This is a genomic window from Acidobacteriota bacterium (genome assembly GCA_016716435.1).
Taxonomy (GTDB): Bacteria; Acidobacteriota; Blastocatellia; order Pyrinomonadales; family Pyrinomonadaceae; genus OLB17.
This window is the reverse complement of the sequence record JADJWI010000008.1, coordinates 1,158,807-1,176,067: the sequence shown is the minus strand read 5'-3', so window position 1 is coordinate 1,176,067 and position 17,261 is coordinate 1,158,807. Positions and strand designations below refer to the sequence as shown.

The following is a 17,261-nucleotide window of genomic DNA, read 5'->3' as shown; positions in this document are numbered from 1 at the left end:
CAGAGGCAAGCGCATTAAATCCAACCAAGGCTTAACCGCTTAAGGAACCCGCTCGCTTACGACCTCGCTCCGCTGGCTGATGTTTTTAAATCGGTCCGTGGCGGTAATGTAGTAATAATAGGTCTTGCTGCTCTCGACCCTCGTGTCCTCGAACGTCGTCCTCTCAAGTAATTCAGGCGAAACACGCGTCCAGCGGTCGAGCGGTGCATTAGAATCTTCCGAGCGATAGATCGTGTAACCTACCACATCGTTCTCCGGGTTCGCCGGGAAAAAGATCGAGATCGAGGCCGGCGAGGCCGCGATGGTTATCGACCGCGGAGCACTCGGCGGGAAGGTATCCTTCGGGCTTATCTCGATAATGCTTGACGCCGAGCTTTCAACCGATTCGCCGCCGGTGCCGAGCGAGACCGTCCGGACAAAGTAAAAATAGCTCTTCTCAAATTCAAAGGTCGTGTCTCGAAAATCCGGATCCGCTATCGGCCGCTGATTGAGAAGCTTGGCCGCCGCTTCCCGCGATTCAGAGCGGTAAACGTTGTAGCCGATAATGTTAGGCGGCGTGGTCTCGTCGATATTCGCCGCCGGGGCTTCCCAGGTCAGCCGCACATCCTCTTGAGATAGTTCGGTTTGCAGAACGGTCGGAGCCTTTGCGACCTTTGACGCGGGTTCGAGCAGAAAGAAGTTCGAAAAGGCAGCTTTCTGCCCGGAAGCATTAACGTAACGCACCGCATAACGCAGCCGCACCGGCTGACCGGCGAACTGCAGCGAATCGCGATAAGTAAACTGCTTAAGGCCAAAATCGCCGTCTTCGATCTTTAGGGCCGCCACGATGATCGCCCTCGAGGCAAAATCGTCCTCGCTGATCGATTGCGGCGCGGTGAGCGGCTCGGCCAGGCGGTAAACGTCGATACGGCTGATGTTCAGCACGCTCGAGGGCGATTCGTTCCGGGCCGGCATTTGCCACGAAAGTATCACTTCATTTCCACGCTGAAACCCGTTGATCTCAGCTCGCTGCGTAACTCGTTCCTTCGGCGGGAGCGGCGGCGTACGCTTACCGCATGCCGCCGAAAAAACAGCAACCGCCGCGAGCAGCGTGACCACGGCCACAAGCCCGCGTCTTTCGCGTCTCAGGCAGATCGATCTTTCAGCGTTTCGAGCTTTCATCTAAAGAATATAGTTCTGAATATCCTCGTTCGCGATCAGGCCGCTTAACCGAGCTTCAACATAAGCAGCATCGATGTTCTGTACTTTTTCCTCTATCTCGCTGCCCTCAAAGCTTATCTCCTCGAGCAGTTTTTCGACCAGCGTATGCAGCCGGCGGGCACCGATATTTTCCGTGACCTTGTTTATCTCGGCCGTCATCTCGGCAAGCCTGCGGACCGCGTCTTCGGTAAAGCTAAGTTCAATGCCCTCAGTGCTTAAGAGTGCCTGATATTGCTTGATCAACGAGTTCTTAGGCTGCGTCAAAACGCGTTCCAGGTCCTCGACCGTCAGCGCTTCAAGTTCGACCCGGATCGGGAAACGGCCCTGCAACTCCGGGATCAGGTCCGAGGGCTTTGCGACGTGAAAAGCTCCGGCCGCGATGAACAGAATATGCTCGGTGCTGATCATCCCGTAGCGGGTGTTCACATTCGTTCCTTCTACGATCGGCAACAGGTCGCGCTGGACTCCCTCGCGAGAAACGTCGGGCCCGCTTGAGGCCTCGCGTCCGGCGATCTTGTCGATCTCGTCAAGGAAAACGATGCCCGAGTTTTGTGCTTTATCAAGGGCAGAGCGAGTGACCTGTTCGCTATCAATGAGCAATTCCTGCTGTTCGCGGAGCACGTATTTGCGGGCCTCTGCGACCTTCATCTTTCGCCGGACGGTCTTGCTAGGAAAGAGGTTGCCGAACATGTCTTTTATGTTCACACCCATTTCTTCCATCCCCTGGCCGCCGATGAAATCAATGGTCGTGTTCGGCTTCTCCTGCGTGTCCATTTCGATCAGCCGGTCGTCGAGGTCGCCGCGGCGGAGCTGCTCGCGAAGCTTTTCTCGAGTCCGGGTGTGGCGGGCTTCGGCGTCGGTTGTGTCCGGCGTTGATGAATATCCAAGATCCGTCCGCGGCAGAAGCACATCAAGCAAAACCTCTTCTGTGTTCTCCTCGGCCCGCGGCAGAACGTCGTCATATGCAGCCTGCTTCGCCATTTCAACGGCGGCGTCCGCTAGGTCGCGGATCATGCTTTCGACATCGCGGCCGACATAGCCGACCTCGGTAAATTTTGAGGCTTCGATCTTAACGAACGGCGAATCGGCAATGCGGGCAAGCCTTCGGGCGATCTCCGTCTTGCCGACGCCGGTCGAGCCGATCATCAGGATGTTTTTCGGCAGCACATCGCGAGCGATCTCGGCCGGTAGTTTCTGCCTGCGGATCCGGTTTCGCAATGCGACCGCGACGGCACGCTTTGCCGCAGCCTGACCGACGACGTATTTATCCAGCTCGGCAACTATCTGCCGCGGCGTCATATCATCGAGCCTCGGCGTCGCTTCTTTCAGGTCTGTTTCTCCGCTTAAATATATCGGCATCTTAAAAAGTATTGCGGATCAAAGCTCCTCAACTATCACGCTCGAATTTGTATAAATGCAGATATCACCGGCGATCTGCAGCGATTCCTCGGCTATCTCGCGGGCCGAAAGCGGCGTGTGCTTAATCAAAGCCCGTGCGGCCGCAAGCGCATAGCTGCTGCCGGAACCGACCGCGAGCAGTCCGTCATCCGATGCGATAACGTCGCCTTTGCCCGAGATCAGAAACGCCGTCCGCTTATCGGCAACGATCATCAGAGCCTCAAGGTGACGCAGATATCGGTCTGTCCGCCATTCCTTTGTTAGCTCGATCGCCGCTCGTTCGAGCTGGCCCTGAAACTCGTTCAGCTTGGCCTCAAACCGCGTCAGCAGCGTGAAAGCATCGGCGGTTGCTCCGGCAAATCCAGCGAGTATCGTGCCCTCGTGAAGCCTGCGGACCTTGCGGGCGGAGGACTTGATTACCGTATCGCCGAGCGTGACTTGACCGTCGCCGGCCATCGCAACAGCACCCTCGCGTTGGACAAGCAATATCGTTGTAGAGCGGATCCGCTCGTCGCGTCCTTGAACCATATCTTGAATCATAAGAGTTGAAACCCAAATGCTCAAATTGACACTGTTTAGGTTTTATCTGAACATTGAAGTTTATATGGCATCGCGGCCAAGAATCGGAATAACAACACGGCTCGAGCTTGAGACCGGAAGATTTTATCTAGGGCGGCATTATTCCGAAGCTGTATGGGCGGCCGGTGGGGTTCCTGTGATGCTGCCTTTGATCGCAGAAAAGGGTTTTATCGACGCGGCCGTCTCGACACTTGACGGGCTGCTATTGCCCGGAAGCGATACCGACCCCGATCCGGCACGTTACGGCGAGGAGCCTGCGATCGGGCTGAAGAAGGTGATATTTGAGAAGGACGAGACTGACCGGCTTGCGATCCTTGCCGCCGATCAACTCGGGCTGCCGATACTCGGCATTTGCTTTGGAATGCAGATATTGAACGTCGTCCGCGGCGGTTCGCTTGTTCAGGACATCCCAAGTGAAGTGCCGAAGGCTTTAAAGCACGAGCAGGGAATGCCACTCGAACGGCTTTCGCATCGGATAGATATTGAGAATGGAAGCGTGCTTGCCGAGATCGCGTCGGCGGAAGACGGCGAACGTCGAGTAAATTCGCACCATCATCAATCGGTCAAGGCAGTCGGCTCGGGACTGCAGATCTCGGCCCGGGCGGCAGATGGAGTTATCGAAGCGGTCGAGGGAACTGACCGTTCCAGATTTCAGATCGGCGTGCAATGGCATCCTGAGTTGTGTTGGGGGTTTGACCGGTTCTCACGGGAGCTATTTGAGCAATTTGTCGAGGCTTGCCATGGGCGGACGCTCGAAGCGGGCACCTAAAGTAAAACTTTAGGGCTTCAGCCATCACCTTAAGGGCCTGGCAAATGTCGTGTTTACAGTGAGTTGCAGTTTGAGTTCATGCGTTTGTTTAGGGGTCGGGTACCGACTCTTAAAGCGCTGGTTCAGCTAAGAAATGGATAATCCAATCGTCATCGGCATCGTTTCCTGGATATTTCCGGGTGCTGGCCACTTTATTCAAAAGAAGAATCGTCGGGGGATCATTATCGCGGCCTCGATCTGGATAATGTTCATCATCGCGATAGCGACCGGCGGCGCTTATTACCCCGGATTCGAATATCGCGACGGCCAGCTTCTTTACTTGCTCAACGCTTTTGCGAAGCTCGGCAACGGCCTTGGGGCTTTCATCTCCTTTCTCTTTTCCGTAACGCCTTCGCCGGATGCGGCGGCAAGCGCGACCTTTGAATACGGCGGCCGATTGCTCGAGGCGGCCGGCCTGCTCAACTTCTTGGCCATTGTCGATGCACTTGATATCTATTACGGGAGGAAAAAATGACACATTTTCTTTTCCTGCTTATCTTCGCGTTTTTCATCTCCGTGCTCTTCGCCGTTTTCTCGGACGGGACCGCTCGCGAACGTGTGATCTACGGAGCAAAGTCGTTCCTGCAGTTTGTCGTGATCAGTCTCGCGATCGCCTGGCTGCTCTATTTCATCCCCTGGTAGGTCGGACATTTAAGGAGTGCAATGCCGGATGCCTCTGCACGAATCTGAAAGCATTGTCCTCAAGACCTATAACCTCGCCGAAGCGGACCGCATCGCGCTCTTTCTCACCCGCGAGGCGGGGATCGTCCGAGGCGTCGCAAAGGGCTCGCGACGGCTGCACAGCAAGTTCGGCAGTTCGCTCGAGCCATTCTCGATAGTCAATCTCGAGTATTTTCAAAAGGACGAACGCGAGCTTGTTTCGATCCAGAAGGCCGAGCTGGTCGTCTCTTCGTTCGAGGCCGCAAGCGAGCCGCCCTTTCTAAGGGTCTTCGCCCGCTTCGCCGATCTGATAACCGTATTTGCCCAGCCGAACCTGCCCGCTCCGCTGCTTTACCGCATGCTGCGGGCGCTTATTATTATTGCCGCCGAGAAGGACGCGGATCTTACGGCGATCGAGCTTTACTTCGAGGTTTGGCTGCTCAGGATCGAAGGTTTCCTGCCAGACTGGTCCGTATGCGCCCGCTGCGGAAGGGAATTCGACCCGGTCGAGGCCGCAGAGCTTGATGCCGAAGACCGGCTTCAATGCACGCGCTGCTCGGTAAAGGGAAGGCGGCCGATCGCCCCGGGCGTGCGGAATACATTGCTGCGGATCCTGCGACTATCGCCTGCTGAATTTTTAACAGACGTCGAAAGCCACCGCGAGATACTCCGCGAGCTTTCTGCTATCGTATTCAAAATGCTCTCGCAGGCGGCCGGCCCGAACCAGGCAAAGGCCACCGCCCGCCCGAATATTTAGATAAGGATGTCATTCGGACCAAAGATCGCACGCTACATTCTCGGGGCCATCGGCCCTTACATCCTCTTTTCGTGGCTACTGCTCAGCGTCGTGCTCTTCATCCAACAGGCAGGGAAGTTCTACGAGATCTTCTTCAGCGTCAATCTGCCGTCAGGTTTGGTCTGGCAGCTTGCTTCGGCTCTCCTGCCGAGCGTCATTGCCTTCACATGCCCGATGGCGGTGCTGGTCGGGACGATCATCGGCCTTTCGCGAATGCAGGGCGATAGCGAACTGGTCGCCATGAGGGCAGCCGGAATTGGCAACGTGCAGATCGTCGCACCGATCGCTCTGCTCGGCCTCGGGCTTTCGATCTTCGCTCTCGTCGTCAATATTTACGGGGTTCCGGCGGCTGCGGGAGCAGTACGAAACATCGCCATTCGGGCGGCTATCCTGAAACTCGAGTCGCCCATCGAGCCTGGCACATTCAACACCGAGCTCGCCGGGTTCACGATATATGCCGGCCGCGGCGACACGGCCACTGGCGAATGGCGTGACCTCTTCATTTACGCCGAGGACCCGAAGACGGGAGACGTGCGTCTGATAACGAGTAGCGGAGGCCGGATCGATTCCAGTTATGAAAACTCAGAACTGGTGCTCGAAGAGGCCCGGGCGATCACGCTCGGAAAGGGAACCGAAGGCGAAAAAGTCACGGCCGAGAATCTCGGCGATATCCGCATCGCGATCCGCACGCGTCGATCGGAATTGATCGAGCGGCTTAACAGTGCCGAGCTTTCGCCGCAGGAACTCGGCATCGGGGAACTGGTCGATTATGCTAGCGCGAACGATGGGGCCGAGCGGCGCGAGGCCGAGGTACTCGTCCAACGGCGATTGCTGCTTTCCTTTGCACCGCTCATCTTTGCATTCCTCGGGGCAGGGATGGTGCTCCGCTTCAACCGCGGCGGCCGCGGAGTCGGCATTTTTCTGGCGTTGGTCACGCTACTAGGCTTCTATTTGCTCTCAATGATCGCGGAGCAATTCGCTCGTGCCGGTACGCTTCCGGTTGTAAGCGCGTCGCTTTTGCCGCTACTCGCGAGCATTGGCGTTGTGATCTGGCTCTTCGCAAGCCAGCGAATGGCGGGCTCGGGACTTCGCTTTGAACGGCTCGGCGAGCTTATGCCGACTGGGATCTTCGAGCGAAAGGGCGTCCAGCGGAGCAGCATCCTGATGGACCTGACCACCGGACTCCGCGATTTTGACATCTTTTCGAACCTGCTTAAGTATTTCGGCATTACGCTCGCATTTCTGAGCGTCCTGTTCTTCGTATTCACGGCATTCGAGCTCTGGCGGTTTGCGGCAGGGAAGTCGGGCGGGTTTCTACTTCTCGGGAAGTATCTCTTCTTCCTCGCACCCTTCGTTTTCCTGCAAATCGCCCCCTCGGCCGCCATGCTCGCCATACTCGCGACGTACGTCATCAAGTCACGGCAAAACGAAATAGTGGCCTGGATCGGATCGGGGCAAAGCATTTATCGTCTATTACTTCCGGCTATTATCTTCACGTTGTTTCTAGGTGTCCTGCTACTGCTTCTATCGGACAACATAACGCCACGTGCTAACAAAATTCAGGAAGACCTCCGTCGACAACTGCGCGAGACCAGCACTCGGGTAGTAAGCGCCGGCCGGGTCTGGGTGATCGATCAAGATCGGGTTATTTCTTTTCGCCATAATACAGGTGCGTCTGATAACGGAGTGTCTGAAATCTATGATGGCAATTCCACGCGCTCGCTGCCGGATGCGTTTCTTCTGGTTCGTGGTAAGGAAGGAGGAGCGCAAACTCTGTACCGTTCCGATTTGGCCAACTGGAATGGCTCGGAGCTCTCTTCGCAGAGTGAATGGAAGATTCTCGAGATTGGGGCCAATGGGCAGATCCGGCAGGGAAGTTCGGCAGAAAGCTTTGGCCTTTTGGTCGATCCGGTGCTCGGCACGGTCCGAAAGCCGAGCGAGATGACATTATCAGAGATCTCGCAGCAATCTGGAGTGTCGCGGGCCGAATCGGAAAAGCGGAGCCTCGCCGTCGCCTACCACAAACGCATCGGCCTGCTTTTTCTACCGGTTGTCGTCGCTTTTTTCACGGCCCCGTTTGCCATCTCGCTGGGCCGGAAAGGGAAGGTCGTCTCGGTCGGATATGCCGTCGCTGTCTGGCTTGTGTTTATGGGGATTTCGGCCGCTTTTGAGCAGCTTGGGCTTAATGGTTCGATCCCCGCTTTGCTCTCCATCTGGGCGCCAATGCTCCTTTTCGCCGCCGCCGGCCTCTTCCTCCTCTCCCGCGTCCGAACGTGATCGAGTTTCATAGTTGTAGAGTTGCAGAGTTTCGGAGTTCGGGGTCTGGGAGACCATGAAAATGATAAAGCCCACACCGCGAGATGTGGGCTTCATGATTCAAGAGCCTGGGAACCGTCGATGACGGTTGCTTTGTAACTAGCTGTTTGGATCGGATATCTCGGTCACGCTTTGCGGGCTAAGGTTGAGCATATTGTCGCCGGCGATCACGGAGACGGGTGCATTCCAGAGTGCGAAGCCACGTCCGATCTTCGCGATTCCGAAGAGGTAGTAGCCCTTCGGGTCCACGCTCGAGAGGTTTGCCCCGCCGCTTCCATCGGTCGTTCCTGAGTATTTCGCATTAGCGGCGATCGCCCCGCAGCGGGTGAAAATCGCCGTAGTTCGGGAAAACAGTAGAGCCCGGGCCCCAGAGAGTTGCCGGCGATCGGCTCAACCCGAGCTTCGCGAAGCACGGTCTCGACGTCCTGTTCGAGCAAATAAAATCTTGTTCCGCGGACCGCCTGGGGCGAGCCGTTTGCCGCCACGGTCTTTACACCTATAACCACCTTGCCTTTATCGGGCGGAGCTGATGGCGAATCGGTCGATGAACCGGGGACCGTCGTCGTCTGCGAGGGCGACTGGGGCTCGGCCGACTGCGTTACCGGGGCCGATGAGGTCGAGGTCGACGGGACACTGCTGGTCGTTGGTGACCGCCTGTCCTATCGGGACCGAGTTCACATCTGTTCGCCGTATCGTCCGTATCGCGGAAGGCAAGATACGCGACGAATATAAGGACCGCCGCCATCAACCCGATCGGGATCAAAGCCCAGGTCGGGAAGCCTTCCTCCCGCTCCGGTGGCGGAGTAACGAAGACCTTCCGTTCGACGGGTGGTGCGTGCAACGGACGAGCACAATTGGGACAAGCGGCGGCGTCGTTGAAACTTCCTTTCCGCATTCAGGACAATTTATTAATGACATAAGAATCTCCCGCGACGCACAGAGCGTCACCCGTTACAATCGTACTCTTCTTTTCACGTCCTGAATGTTAGATGTCCCACATTGGCAAAAATATATATGTGCCAAAGAACCGCGTTCTAACCACAAAGCCTTCCACCTTCAGATTTTCGACTTCTGACTTCTGACTTCTGGCTTCTGGCTTCTGACTTCTGGCTACTGGCCTCTCACCTGCACTGCGAATGAGCCTTTGGCGAGATGCGAATGTCCCTTAGCGGTAGGATAAGGCGGGATTCGTCGTCGATCCGCGGTTTCATAAATTCGATGGTATCGGCGGGCTGTATGCCAAACTCGGTGAGCAGCCGATACGCCCGGACGATCCGCGCGCCGCGGCGGCCGTAGTTTCGCACCGGATATGCATTTGCCGCGCCCGGTTTCGCCGGCTGGAGTGCGAGCAGGGAATGCATCGCGTCGTACATTATCAGCACCGCCTCCGGCGCCCCGATCCGCTCGTGCGTAACGCGGCTCATCGCTATCGCCCCGCGGGCGTTCATCGTCACATATAGCCCCGACCAATGCGGCGCCACATCTCCCCTCGGCAATATCTTCCACTCAAGTTCCATAAAACGCTCGTTCCACCTCCAGCCACAAACGTAGCACACATGCAACACCGTTGCAAGCACTCTACATTCGTGCGGAATCATGAATATGGAATCTTAAGGCGGAAACCCGACCTGTAGGGAGGGTGTGGTATCCAAATTCAGAATCTGGTAGTCCTCTTGACAGTCCTGCTAAAATTAAGCCTTGAGGTCGACCGCTGACGGTTTTTGCAAACTCTTTCCCCGATGACTTAGGAACCTGATTAACTATGATTCTTATAATGGGGCTAATCGTCTGTTTGGCTGGGCTTTATGCAATCATCTTCAATAAGCGATTGGCCCTTTCTACGCTCAAACATCATCCGACGTCGAAGCATAAAAAGATGCTTATGATCAACAGAATTGCTTATGTTCTTACCGGCGGCGCGATGGCGGTCGTAAGTTGCTGGACAGTTTTGCGCAACTTGAATTAGAGAATTCTTTCCGTAACTGAAATGCCCTTGTCGCGCCTCATTTTTAGATCACCGTTCATATCGATCCGGTTTCCGCCTTTGCGGCCGCTGCATTCGCGAAACGCCGGAGTCGTCGAAGACGACGTGACTAATGTACCCGACGCCGCAAGCCGTGGTGGCGGCGGAAATTGAAACATTTTGGCAGAAAAAGTTCTCCTCGATGCTTTCTGCTGCTTGTCGTCTTTTTGAGCGGTTGCGGTTACTTTCCCCCGACAGAGTCTTTGGAGAGTGAGCGGCGAAAAACCGAGGCGACAAAGGAAGCGATCCGCAAATCGCCGTCGCTGCATGAGGTAAACCGAGTCTGTGAGTCGCTTCCGAAGACTGATTCGTTCCGCTTGATCCTCATGCGCAACAGCTTTCGTGCCGATGTAGACCTTCTTGAGTATGGGTATCTTGCCGATGAACCGTACGAAAAGGTACGCGATATCTTCGTCGATTTTTTCAACCGCGAAGGATGGACGGATGTTTACGAACAGTCCGGTATAAACACCATCTCGGTGCGGGGGCAAAAGGATGGTTTTTCTGCGGGCTTTACCCACGAACCCGCACACAGCGGCGTCAACTACACCCTAATCTGCCGGCGGCTAGAATCCGCGAAATAGGGGACAGTTCACGGTCAGTTGCGCACGTTGTTGAGTTGAGTAGGGATGAACCGAAACACACTACGCAAGAAGCTAGACGAGCTGGGCGTCAATCCTAATTTCTATTCGCTTGACGGACATTTGTCGATTGCGGGGATTGTCCTGCAAGAATCGTATGGAACGTGGACTGTCTTCGATCTAGACGAACGAGGCAACAAGAGCGACACAAAGGTTTTTGCATCAGAAGATGCGGCGTGCCACTACATATATCTACTGTTTCAGGAACAAGTAAGACTTTTCGGGCGTTCGAGTTAGCTCAAACTTTGATTTTGGCTTTGGGCGATCGGAAGGTGTTTTCCGGAAATCCCGGAATCAAGTAACGGCTGAGTGCATTAGAAGTTTTTCAATATTCGAATGAAGAGGTATTTTAAGCACACGGCGGAATCGCAGTATGGCACTGGGGTCGTGTATTTTGAGTTTGAAGGCGAGTGGGCAACGAGACAGATCGAGATCTACGGCGATAGGTGGTTCACGTCTCGGCATGATTACCACATTGAGCTCGGACCAGGTTTAGCGGATCAGCCGTTGTCGGAGATCGGCCTAACAAATAGCGATGAGATCAGCCAAACCGAATTCGAGACGTTTTGGGCCGAATCGCTTTCGAGATAGTCTTCAGGTACCGTGGGCGTCCGCTGCATTCGCGAAATGCCGGAGTCGTCGAAGACGACGCGATTGATGTAGCCCACATCGCAAGATGTGGGTGGTCGCCAAATCGAATCGAAACCGTCGAAGACGGTGGCATTGGAAATGGAGCTAATGACGTCGTCTCCTGACGACTCACCCCATCGAAAAACGCTTTTCCCATAACTCACGTTATGGGCTACATTAATGCCGCAGGCTCCGCCCGCTCTCCGTATCAACTTATCGGCCCGACCATTAGATCACCGTTTACAGGGAAGGGCTTATTTCGTTCGATCCCATCTTGCCGAATCGCCTGGTCTTAGAAATGTCTGTGGTTGCGTCGGCGGTTTTCATGGGGTTTGTCGGTGGTTGCGTCGAGGGGCTGTGGCACGCGGATTTCGTCGATATCGGGCATGCGGGAATTTGGCGGTCTGTTGCAATTTTGGCCGGTCCTGGACGCAACATTTTCCACCCTCGACGCGGGCTCTGATCTGGGAAAGCAGTTCAGTTGAAAGCATTGACGAATGGCCGGCCTCCGGGCTCCGATATTCTCCGGCTGAGAATTACCCGTCACCCGCGGGCGAAAAGCGCGTCGCCGGGCGGAAAAACGCCGAAACCGGAGCGATTTCGGCCCAAAACCAATGCCGGGAAAACGCTGGTGACGGATTTTGCACTAAGAAAAAAATATTTCGGCGTTAGCCAGTTTCTGATAGAATCCTGAGGTATGGCGGGAGAGAGTTTCGAAAACAAATATCCGGGCGTGGACCGGATCAGTTACTTTGCTTTGCGGGTAATGATGATGTTCACTGCTGTTTTCGCAGTGATGTATTTTGGGCCGGAAAGCTCGATCTTTCGCTATCTTGCGCTGATCCTCTCGGTCGCCGGTGTCGTGCTCGACGTTATGCGGCTCAGGAACATCGGGGCGAGCCAATGGCTAATGTTTCTGCGGTTCGTGCCATACGCCGGCCTCTTTCTCTCGGTCTTCCTGCAGAGCGCCCAGGACGGCTGGATGGAGACAAAACGCTTTGACCGAGCCGGCTGGTGGATCATCGGCATCCACGCCGCCATCGCTGCCTTTTTCATTTATTTACTTCTCAAGTCACGGGCAATGGAGATCTTCGGGCTTCCATTTGGTAGTTTCTAGAAGGAGTGTACCCCTTACGGGCTGGCGTATTTACGTTCCGAAGCGTGCGGAGCGCGCGGCGATAACTTTAGCTACACATGCAGCGAAGCGAAATGTGTAGACAGTTTACACCCGGTTGCCCGAGCGTGTGAAACACGCGACACAACGATCGCGAATCTCACGCCGCTCCACACACTCTCGAATGGCAAAATAGAAAAAGGCCCGGCAAAATGCCGAGCCTTTTCACTATTCACGATTTACTATTTACGATTCACGCACTAGGTTCCGGTTTCCCAACTGCCCATGTATTCGATCATTTCGGGGGTCAGTTCGTCGATGTTGATACCCATTGCTCGGAGTTTGAGGGAAGCGATCTCCTGATCGACCTCGGCCGGGAGGACATGGACGCCTGCTCCGAGCTTTCCTTTCTGCTTAACGAGATATTCAGCCGAAAGGGCCTGGTTTGCGAACGACATATCCATCACGGAAGCCGGATGGCCTTCGGCGGCGGCGAGGTTGATAAGACGGCCTTCGCCAAGAACGATAACGCTCTTTCCGCCATCGCGACTGATGTATTCGTCAACGAACGGACGACGCTTGATCATCGGCTCGCTCATTTCGCGAAGTGCATCGAGGTTGAGCTCGAGGTCGAAGTGGCCGCTGTTGCAGACGATCGCTCCGTCCTTCATCACTTCGAAATGTTCCTTGTCGATCACGTGGCGATTGCCGGTGACGGTGATGAAGAAATCGCCGATCTTGGCGGCTTCCTTCATCGGGAGCACACGCATTCCGTCCATAACGGCCTCGATCGCCTTGATCGGATCGATCTCGCAAACGACGACGTTGCCACCCATTCCGCGGGCACGCATCGCGACGCCCTTTCCGCACCAGCCGTAGCCGACGACGACGATCGTTTTACCCGCGAGCAGGATGTTGGTCGCACGGATAACGCCATCAAGTGTCGATTGGCCCGTTCCGTAGCGGTTATCGAAGAAATGCTTGGTCTGAGCGTCATTTACAGCGATAGAAGGGAAGGTGAGCACGCCGGCTTTCACCATCGCGTTAAGGCGAACAATGCCGGTCGTGGTCTCTTCGGTGGTGCCGATCAGGTTGCCGATAAGCTCCGGCTTTTCCTTGATCATCGTCGCCACAACGTCGGATCCGTCATCGATGATGAGGTTCGGATTCGTTTCAAGTGCAGCCTTAACGTGGCTGACGTAAGTCTCTGTAGATTCACCCTTTATCGCCATCACCGGAATGCCCCAATCGGCAACCAGCGAAGCCGCTACGTCATCCTGTGTCGAAAGCGGGTTTGAAGCGATCAAAAGTGCCTCGGCTCCGCCGGCCTGCAGCGTACGGGCGAGGTTCGCAGTTTCGGTGGTGATGTGGGCACACGCAACCAAGCGGACGCCCTCAAGCGGCTTTTCCTGCTCAAAACGCTCACGAATAAGCCGGAGAACCGGCATTTCGCGGTCGGCCCATTCGATACGCTGTTTGCCCTGCGGGGCGAGATTTATGTCCTTAATATCGTGTTGCATTGAGGTTCCGGGGTTAGCCATTTGTTGCAGCTCCTTTTTCAGCAGCAAGCCGGAGGGCCTCCGCCTTGTCAGTCTTTTCCCAAGTGAATTCGCCGTTCGTCCGGCCAAAGTGGCCGAAGCGGGCGGTTGCCTTGTAGATCGGCCGGCGAAGGTCGAGCGTTTCAATGATCGCGTTCGGCGTCAGCGTGAAATTCTCACGGACGATATCGGCGATCCGCTCGTCATCGATCTTACCGGTTCCTTCGGTATCAATAAGGACCGAAACAGGCTCCGCAACGCCGATAGCATAGGCGAGTTGTAGCGTACAGCGGCTCGCAAGCCCTGCAGCGACGACGTTCTTCGCAATATAACGAGCCATATATGCCGCCGAACGGTCAACCTTTGTCGGATCCTTGCCCGAGAAAGCTCCGCCGCCATGCGGTGCATAACCGCCGTAGGTATCGACAATGATCTTGCGTCCGGTCAACCCGGCATCGCCCATCGGGCCGCCGATAACGAACTTGCCGGTCGGGTTGATGTGGTATTTTGTGTTTTCGTCGAGGAGTTCGGCCGGGATAACCGGCTTGATGACGTGCTCCATGATATCGCGGCGAATGTCCTCGATCTCAAGGTCAGCTGTCTGGGTCGAAATAACGACAGCCTCAACTCGGAATGGACGGCCGTCGCGGTATTCGATAGAAACCTGCGATTTTCCATCCGGACGGAGATAGGGAACAGTCCCATCACGACGCACCTGCGAAAGCCTGCGAGTCAGGTTATGTGCCATCTGGATCGGCATCGGCATAAGCTCCGGGGTTTCGTCACAGGCAAAACCGAACATCAGCCCCTGGTCGCCCGCACCGCCGGTGTCAACGCCCTGGGAAATATCCGGCGACTGCTTGCCGATGGCATCGATGACCGCACAGGTGTTCGAATCAAATCCGAACTCGGCATCGTTGTAGCCGATCTCATGCACCGTGTCGCGAATGATCTTTTTGTAGTCAACCTCTGCAGTGGTCGTGATCTCGCCGGCGACTACGGCCATACCTGTAGTCACGAGAGTCTCGCACGCGACACGGGCCATCGGGTCCACTTCGAAAATCGCATCGAGAATGGCATCGGAAATATTATCCGCGATCTTATCCGGGTGTCCCTCGGTCACAGATTCAGAAGTAAATAGAAAGTTTCCGTTCCTCAAAATTGAAGCTCCTTAACGTTTACTAGAATAAATTTCTGTCCTAACAACAAACTCAAAAGTGTAAGCTTTCTGGATAAAAGTGTCAAAGAACCGTAACCGGGCGAGTAAGCGACCAGACACGACCGGTGTTGCTACAGAGAAGTGGTTGAGTCGAACCGGATTGAATTCCTGATCTGAAAGAATAACAAGAACCGAGGACGTACAAAGGGGGACATAGTAAAAGCCGCCCCGATGGCCGCGAATATACTGCGTCTGATAATAAGGATTATGTAATAACGCGGTAGGCGTAGGAATCCCAGGCTCAGGACCCCTTCACAGCATCGAAGGCCGCTTTAAGTGCTTTAAGCACCTCAGTTCGCTTGCCAGAGGCTTTGCCGGCAAATGAGACAGACACCGTAAACGACCCGTCGGGCGATTGATACTTGAAGTCCGAAGCTTTGCCTTCTGACGGCGAGGATTCAACCGACGGGGTCTCAGCTAGTTTGGTACGCTTAGGTTTAGGATCGCTCGTAGTTCGCTTTGGACCGCCTGCGAGTGTATCGAGATATTCGTTCATTGCCGGCTCGTCGAATTGGCGGGCGACCTCGAGAAGTGAGGATTTTGTGGTGACTTTAAGCGCTTTGCAGCGCTCGCGGATCTCAGCCGGCAGTCCGGCGATCGTGAGAAACTCTGTTACGGTCGTACGGCTCTTGCTTATCTTTTTTGAGATCTCTTCCTGGGTGTAGCCATATCTTTGCTGAAGTGCGGCAAGGCCGTCCGCTTCCTCCCAAAGATTGAGGTCTTTCCGCTGAAGGTTTTCGATGAGTGCGATCTCCGCGACGCCTTGCTCATCAAGATCCATCTCGATGCAAGGCACTTCAGTTAGTCCGGCAAGTTTGGCTGACCTCCAGCGTCGTTCGCCGGCGATGATCATCCACCGGCCCGACTTAGAGATTGGCTTGACCAGAAGCGGCTCTAAAACGCCTTTTTCCTTTATTGAAGCAGTAAGGTCAGTTAGGTCACCGAATTCGGAACGCGGCTGCTCGGGATTCGGCTCTATCAGATCTATCGCGATCTTGCGGCCGATCGTGGACACAGGTGCCCCGAGCGAATCCACGTAATGTGCGTCATGCCGCATTTGCACGCCGGTTGGTAGTCCTCTTTTCAACACGCTTAAGCACCTCCTTAGCCAATTCTCTATATTCGGTCGCGCCTGAAGAACGCGGAGCGTAATCAAGAATCGAAAGCTTGTGAGCGGGCGATTCCTCGAGGCGGACGCTTCGTCCTATCAAGGTCTTGAACGTCTTTGCTCCAAAAACCTTACGAATATGTGCTTCGACATCTTTTGATAACGACGTCCGCCGGTCAAAAAGCGTAACGAGCACTCCGAGCAGGTCGAGATCAGGATTCGGCCGCGAGCGAACCTTATCGATAGTCTCAAGCAGGTCGTCAGTTCCCTCTAATGCAAAATATGAGGCCTGGATCGGTACCAGAACGTAGTTCGCTGCTACAAGAGCATTTACCGTAATGATGCCGAGCGTTGGCGGGGTGTCGATCAAAATAAGATCGTACGACGAGATGACCGGGGCAAGCCGGTCGCGCAGTTTGTACGCGGAGTCAAAATCGCCGATCAGCTTTGCCTCAAGTTTCGCCAAGTTAATACGCGCTGGTATCAAATGTAAGTTCTCAACCGAGGTCTCGTAAATATAGTCATCAGACGACTTATCCGTTTCCGTAAAGAATTCATAGGATCCCAGAGAGACGCGTGCGGGATCGATGAACGAGAGGGAGGTATTGCTTTGCGGATCGAGGTCGATCAGAAGCACGCGCTTTCCCTTTTCGGCACATGCGGCTGCCAGATTTATCGCGGTGGTGGTTTTACCGACACCGCCTTTTTGGTTGGTGATAGCAATTATCATTAAAGTTAAAAAATTGGGATTAACCGATGACTTCGGGCCAATCTTCGACTGACTGCCCACTCTCTTCATCATCGGTGGAGCTTTCGTCGCCTTTGGTCGAGGTCGCGGAAAGTTCCAAGACACGGCTCTCAACAAATATCGGGCAGTCGAGCCTTAACGCTAGGGCTATAGCATCGGAAGGCCGAGCGTCAAAGACTATCGGTTGACCTTCGTCATCTTCAAGCTCGATCCTGGCAAAGAAAGTGTTGTCGATCAGGTCCGTAACAACGATCTTTCCTGGCTTTAACCCACAGGCCAACACTAAGTTCTTAAGAAGGTCGTGCGTCATCGGCCTCTGCGGGACGATCTTTTCTATTTCGAGCGCTATCGCATTTGCCTCGAACGCACCGACCCAGATCGGAAGAACGCTCTCGCTTTCGATCCCCTTAAGCACGACGATCGGCGAGTTCGTGTTCGGGTCCATTATCAGGGCCCCGATTCGCATTTCAATTAGTTCGGAAG

At 54.9% G+C, this 17,261-nt stretch carries 19 protein-coding genes; 9 read left to right on the top strand and 10 right to left on the bottom strand.

Annotated features, from left to right (window positions below; genetic code table 11):
* Positions 1-39: 39 nt before the first annotated feature.
* From IPM21_17360 to hslV, 3 genes are read right to left on the bottom strand one after another with little or no spacing between them, the layout of a single operon-like run.
* The gene (locus tag IPM21_17360; protein MBK9165640.1) at positions 40-1,161 is read right to left on the bottom strand and encodes a fibronectin type III domain-containing protein; all 1,122 of its coding nucleotides are present in this window, start codon (positions 1,159-1,161) and stop codon (positions 40-42) included.
* A complete protein-coding gene (gene hslU / locus IPM21_17355) occupies positions 1,162-2,559 on the bottom strand; it encodes an ATP-dependent protease ATPase subunit HslU (protein MBK9165639.1) in 1,398 nt (465 codons plus the stop codon). It lies immediately after the preceding gene.
* Between the two features lie 18 nt (positions 2,560-2,577).
* Entirely contained in the window at positions 2,578-3,126 is a 549-nt protein-coding gene (gene hslV, locus IPM21_17350) for an ATP-dependent protease subunit HslV (GenBank protein ID MBK9165638.1), read from the bottom strand.
* Between the two features lie 76 nt (positions 3,127-3,202).
* On the opposite strand from hslV, the gene IPM21_17345 reads away from it, so the two are divergent.
* From IPM21_17345 to IPM21_17325, 5 genes are all read left to right on the top strand, one after another.
* On the top strand, positions 3,203-3,946 hold the full coding sequence (locus IPM21_17345; protein MBK9165637.1) for a gamma-glutamyl-gamma-aminobutyrate hydrolase family protein: 744 nt from the start codon (positions 3,203-3,205) through the stop codon (positions 3,944-3,946).
* A 133-nt stretch (positions 3,947-4,079) separates the two neighbouring features.
* On the top strand, positions 4,080-4,460 hold the full coding sequence (locus tag IPM21_17340; GenBank protein ID MBK9165636.1) for a hypothetical protein: 381 nt from the start codon (positions 4,080-4,082) through the stop codon (positions 4,458-4,460).
* On the top strand, positions 4,457-4,627 hold the full coding sequence (locus IPM21_17335) for a hypothetical protein (GenBank protein ID MBK9165635.1): 171 nt from the start codon (positions 4,457-4,459) through the stop codon (positions 4,625-4,627). The genes IPM21_17340 and IPM21_17335 overlap by 4 nt, the downstream gene beginning before the upstream one ends.
* Positions 4,628-4,655: 28 nt before the next feature.
* Complete coding sequence (gene recO / locus IPM21_17330) at positions 4,656-5,402, top strand: DNA repair protein RecO (GenBank protein ID MBK9165634.1); 747 nt, start codon at positions 4,656-4,658, stop codon at positions 5,400-5,402.
* A 6-nt stretch (positions 5,403-5,408) separates the two neighbouring features.
* Positions 5,409-7,718: an LptF/LptG family permease gene (locus IPM21_17325; protein MBK9165633.1), complete on the top strand. Its 2,310-nt coding sequence runs from the start codon at positions 5,409-5,411 to the stop codon at positions 7,716-7,718.
* A gap of 138 nt (positions 7,719-7,856) precedes the next feature.
* On the opposite strand, the gene IPM21_17320 is transcribed toward IPM21_17325, so the two are convergent.
* Positions 7,857-8,006 carry a hypothetical protein gene (locus tag IPM21_17320; GenBank protein ID MBK9165632.1) on the bottom strand — a complete coding sequence of 50 codons (150 nt, stop codon included), beginning with the start codon at positions 8,004-8,006 and terminating at the stop codon, positions 7,857-7,859.
* Between the two features lie 258 nt (positions 8,007-8,264).
* Here IPM21_17320 and IPM21_17315 point away from each other — a divergent pair, with 258 nt between their 5' ends.
* Positions 8,265-8,489 (top strand): hypothetical protein, encoded by a 225-nt coding sequence (locus tag IPM21_17315; GenBank protein MBK9165631.1) that lies wholly within the window; start codon positions 8,265-8,267, stop codon positions 8,487-8,489.
* Positions 8,490-8,878: 389 nt separating this feature from the next.
* Here IPM21_17315 and IPM21_17310 read toward each other — a convergent pair whose 3' ends face one another.
* On the bottom strand, positions 8,879-9,274 hold the full coding sequence (locus IPM21_17310) for a hypothetical protein (GenBank protein MBK9165630.1): 396 nt from the start codon (positions 9,272-9,274) through the stop codon (positions 8,879-8,881).
* Between the two features lie 709 nt (positions 9,275-9,983).
* Here IPM21_17310 and IPM21_17305 point away from each other — a divergent pair.
* The 3 genes from IPM21_17305 (at position 9,984) to IPM21_17295 (ending at position 12,168) form a co-directional block, all read left to right on the top strand.
* On the top strand, positions 9,984-10,364 hold the full coding sequence (locus IPM21_17305) for a hypothetical protein (protein ID MBK9165629.1): 381 nt from the start codon (positions 9,984-9,986) through the stop codon (positions 10,362-10,364).
* Positions 10,365-10,757: 393 nt separating this feature from the next.
* Positions 10,758-11,012: a hypothetical protein gene (locus IPM21_17300; GenBank protein MBK9165628.1), complete on the top strand. Its 255-nt coding sequence runs from the start codon at positions 10,758-10,760 to the stop codon at positions 11,010-11,012.
* Between the two features lie 736 nt (positions 11,013-11,748).
* Positions 11,749-12,168 carry a hypothetical protein gene (locus tag IPM21_17295; GenBank protein MBK9165627.1) on the top strand — a complete coding sequence of 140 codons (420 nt, stop codon included), beginning with the start codon at positions 11,749-11,751 and terminating at the stop codon, positions 12,166-12,168.
* A gap of 257 nt (positions 12,169-12,425) precedes the next feature.
* Here IPM21_17295 and IPM21_17290 read toward each other — a convergent pair whose 3' ends face one another.
* From IPM21_17290 to IPM21_17270, 5 genes are all read right to left on the bottom strand, one after another.
* Positions 12,426-13,706, bottom strand: a complete 1,281-nt coding sequence (locus tag IPM21_17290; protein MBK9165626.1) for an adenosylhomocysteinase — start codon at positions 13,704-13,706, stop codon at positions 12,426-12,428.
* On the bottom strand, positions 13,699-14,862 hold the full coding sequence (locus tag IPM21_17285; GenBank protein MBK9165625.1) for a methionine adenosyltransferase: 1,164 nt from the start codon (positions 14,860-14,862) through the stop codon (positions 13,699-13,701). Before IPM21_17285 ends, IPM21_17290 begins: the two co-directional genes overlap by 8 nt.
* A gap of 301 nt (positions 14,863-15,163) precedes the next feature.
* Positions 15,164-16,009: a ParB/RepB/Spo0J family partition protein gene (locus IPM21_17280; GenBank protein MBK9165624.1), complete on the bottom strand. Its 846-nt coding sequence runs from the start codon at positions 16,007-16,009 to the stop codon at positions 15,164-15,166.
* Entirely contained in the window at positions 15,969-16,760 is a 792-nt protein-coding gene (locus IPM21_17275; protein ID MBK9165623.1) for a ParA family protein, read from the bottom strand. The genes IPM21_17280 and IPM21_17275 overlap by 41 nt, the downstream gene beginning before the upstream one ends.
* A 19-nt stretch (positions 16,761-16,779) precedes the next feature.
* Positions 16,780-17,244: a bifunctional nuclease family protein gene (locus IPM21_17270; protein MBK9165622.1), complete on the bottom strand. Its 465-nt coding sequence runs from the start codon at positions 17,242-17,244 to the stop codon at positions 16,780-16,782.
* Between the last annotated feature and the right edge of the window lie 17 nt (positions 17,245-17,261).

Bases quoted from the DNA above. Each gene is read 5' to 3' on its own strand.
- IPM21_17360 (MBK9165640.1), bottom strand. From the start codon at position 1,161: ATGAAAGCTCGAAACGCTGAAAGATCGATCTGCCTGAGACGCGAAAGA.
- hslU (MBK9165639.1), bottom strand. From the start codon at position 2,559: ATGCCGATATATTTAAGCGGAGAAACAGACCTGAAAGAAGCGACGCCG.
- hslV (MBK9165638.1), bottom strand. From the start codon at position 3,126: ATGGTTCAAGGACGCGACGAGCGGATCCGCTCTACAACGATATTGCTT.
- IPM21_17345 (MBK9165637.1), top strand. From the start codon at position 3,203: ATGGCATCGCGGCCAAGAATCGGAATAACAACACGGCTCGAGCTTGAG.
- IPM21_17340 (MBK9165636.1), top strand. From the start codon at position 4,080: ATGGATAATCCAATCGTCATCGGCATCGTTTCCTGGATATTTCCGGGT.
- IPM21_17335 (MBK9165635.1), top strand. From the start codon at position 4,457: ATGACACATTTTCTTTTCCTGCTTATCTTCGCGTTTTTCATCTCCGTG.
- recO (MBK9165634.1), top strand. From the start codon at position 4,656: ATGCCTCTGCACGAATCTGAAAGCATTGTCCTCAAGACCTATAACCTC.
- IPM21_17325 (MBK9165633.1), top strand. From the start codon at position 5,409: ATGTCATTCGGACCAAAGATCGCACGCTACATTCTCGGGGCCATCGGC.
- IPM21_17310 (MBK9165630.1), bottom strand. From the start codon at position 9,274: ATGGAACTTGAGTGGAAGATATTGCCGAGGGGAGATGTGGCGCCGCAT.
- IPM21_17300 (MBK9165628.1), top strand. From the start codon at position 10,758: ATGAAGAGGTATTTTAAGCACACGGCGGAATCGCAGTATGGCACTGGG.
- IPM21_17295 (MBK9165627.1), top strand. From the start codon at position 11,749: ATGGCGGGAGAGAGTTTCGAAAACAAATATCCGGGCGTGGACCGGATC.
- IPM21_17290 (MBK9165626.1), bottom strand. From the start codon at position 13,706: ATGGCTAACCCCGGAACCTCAATGCAACACGATATTAAGGACATAAAT.
- IPM21_17275 (MBK9165623.1), bottom strand. From the start codon at position 16,760: ATGATAATTGCTATCACCAACCAAAAAGGCGGTGTCGGTAAAACCACC.
- IPM21_17270 (MBK9165622.1), bottom strand. From the start codon at position 17,244: ATGCGAATCGGGGCCCTGATAATGGACCCGAACACGAACTCGCCGATC.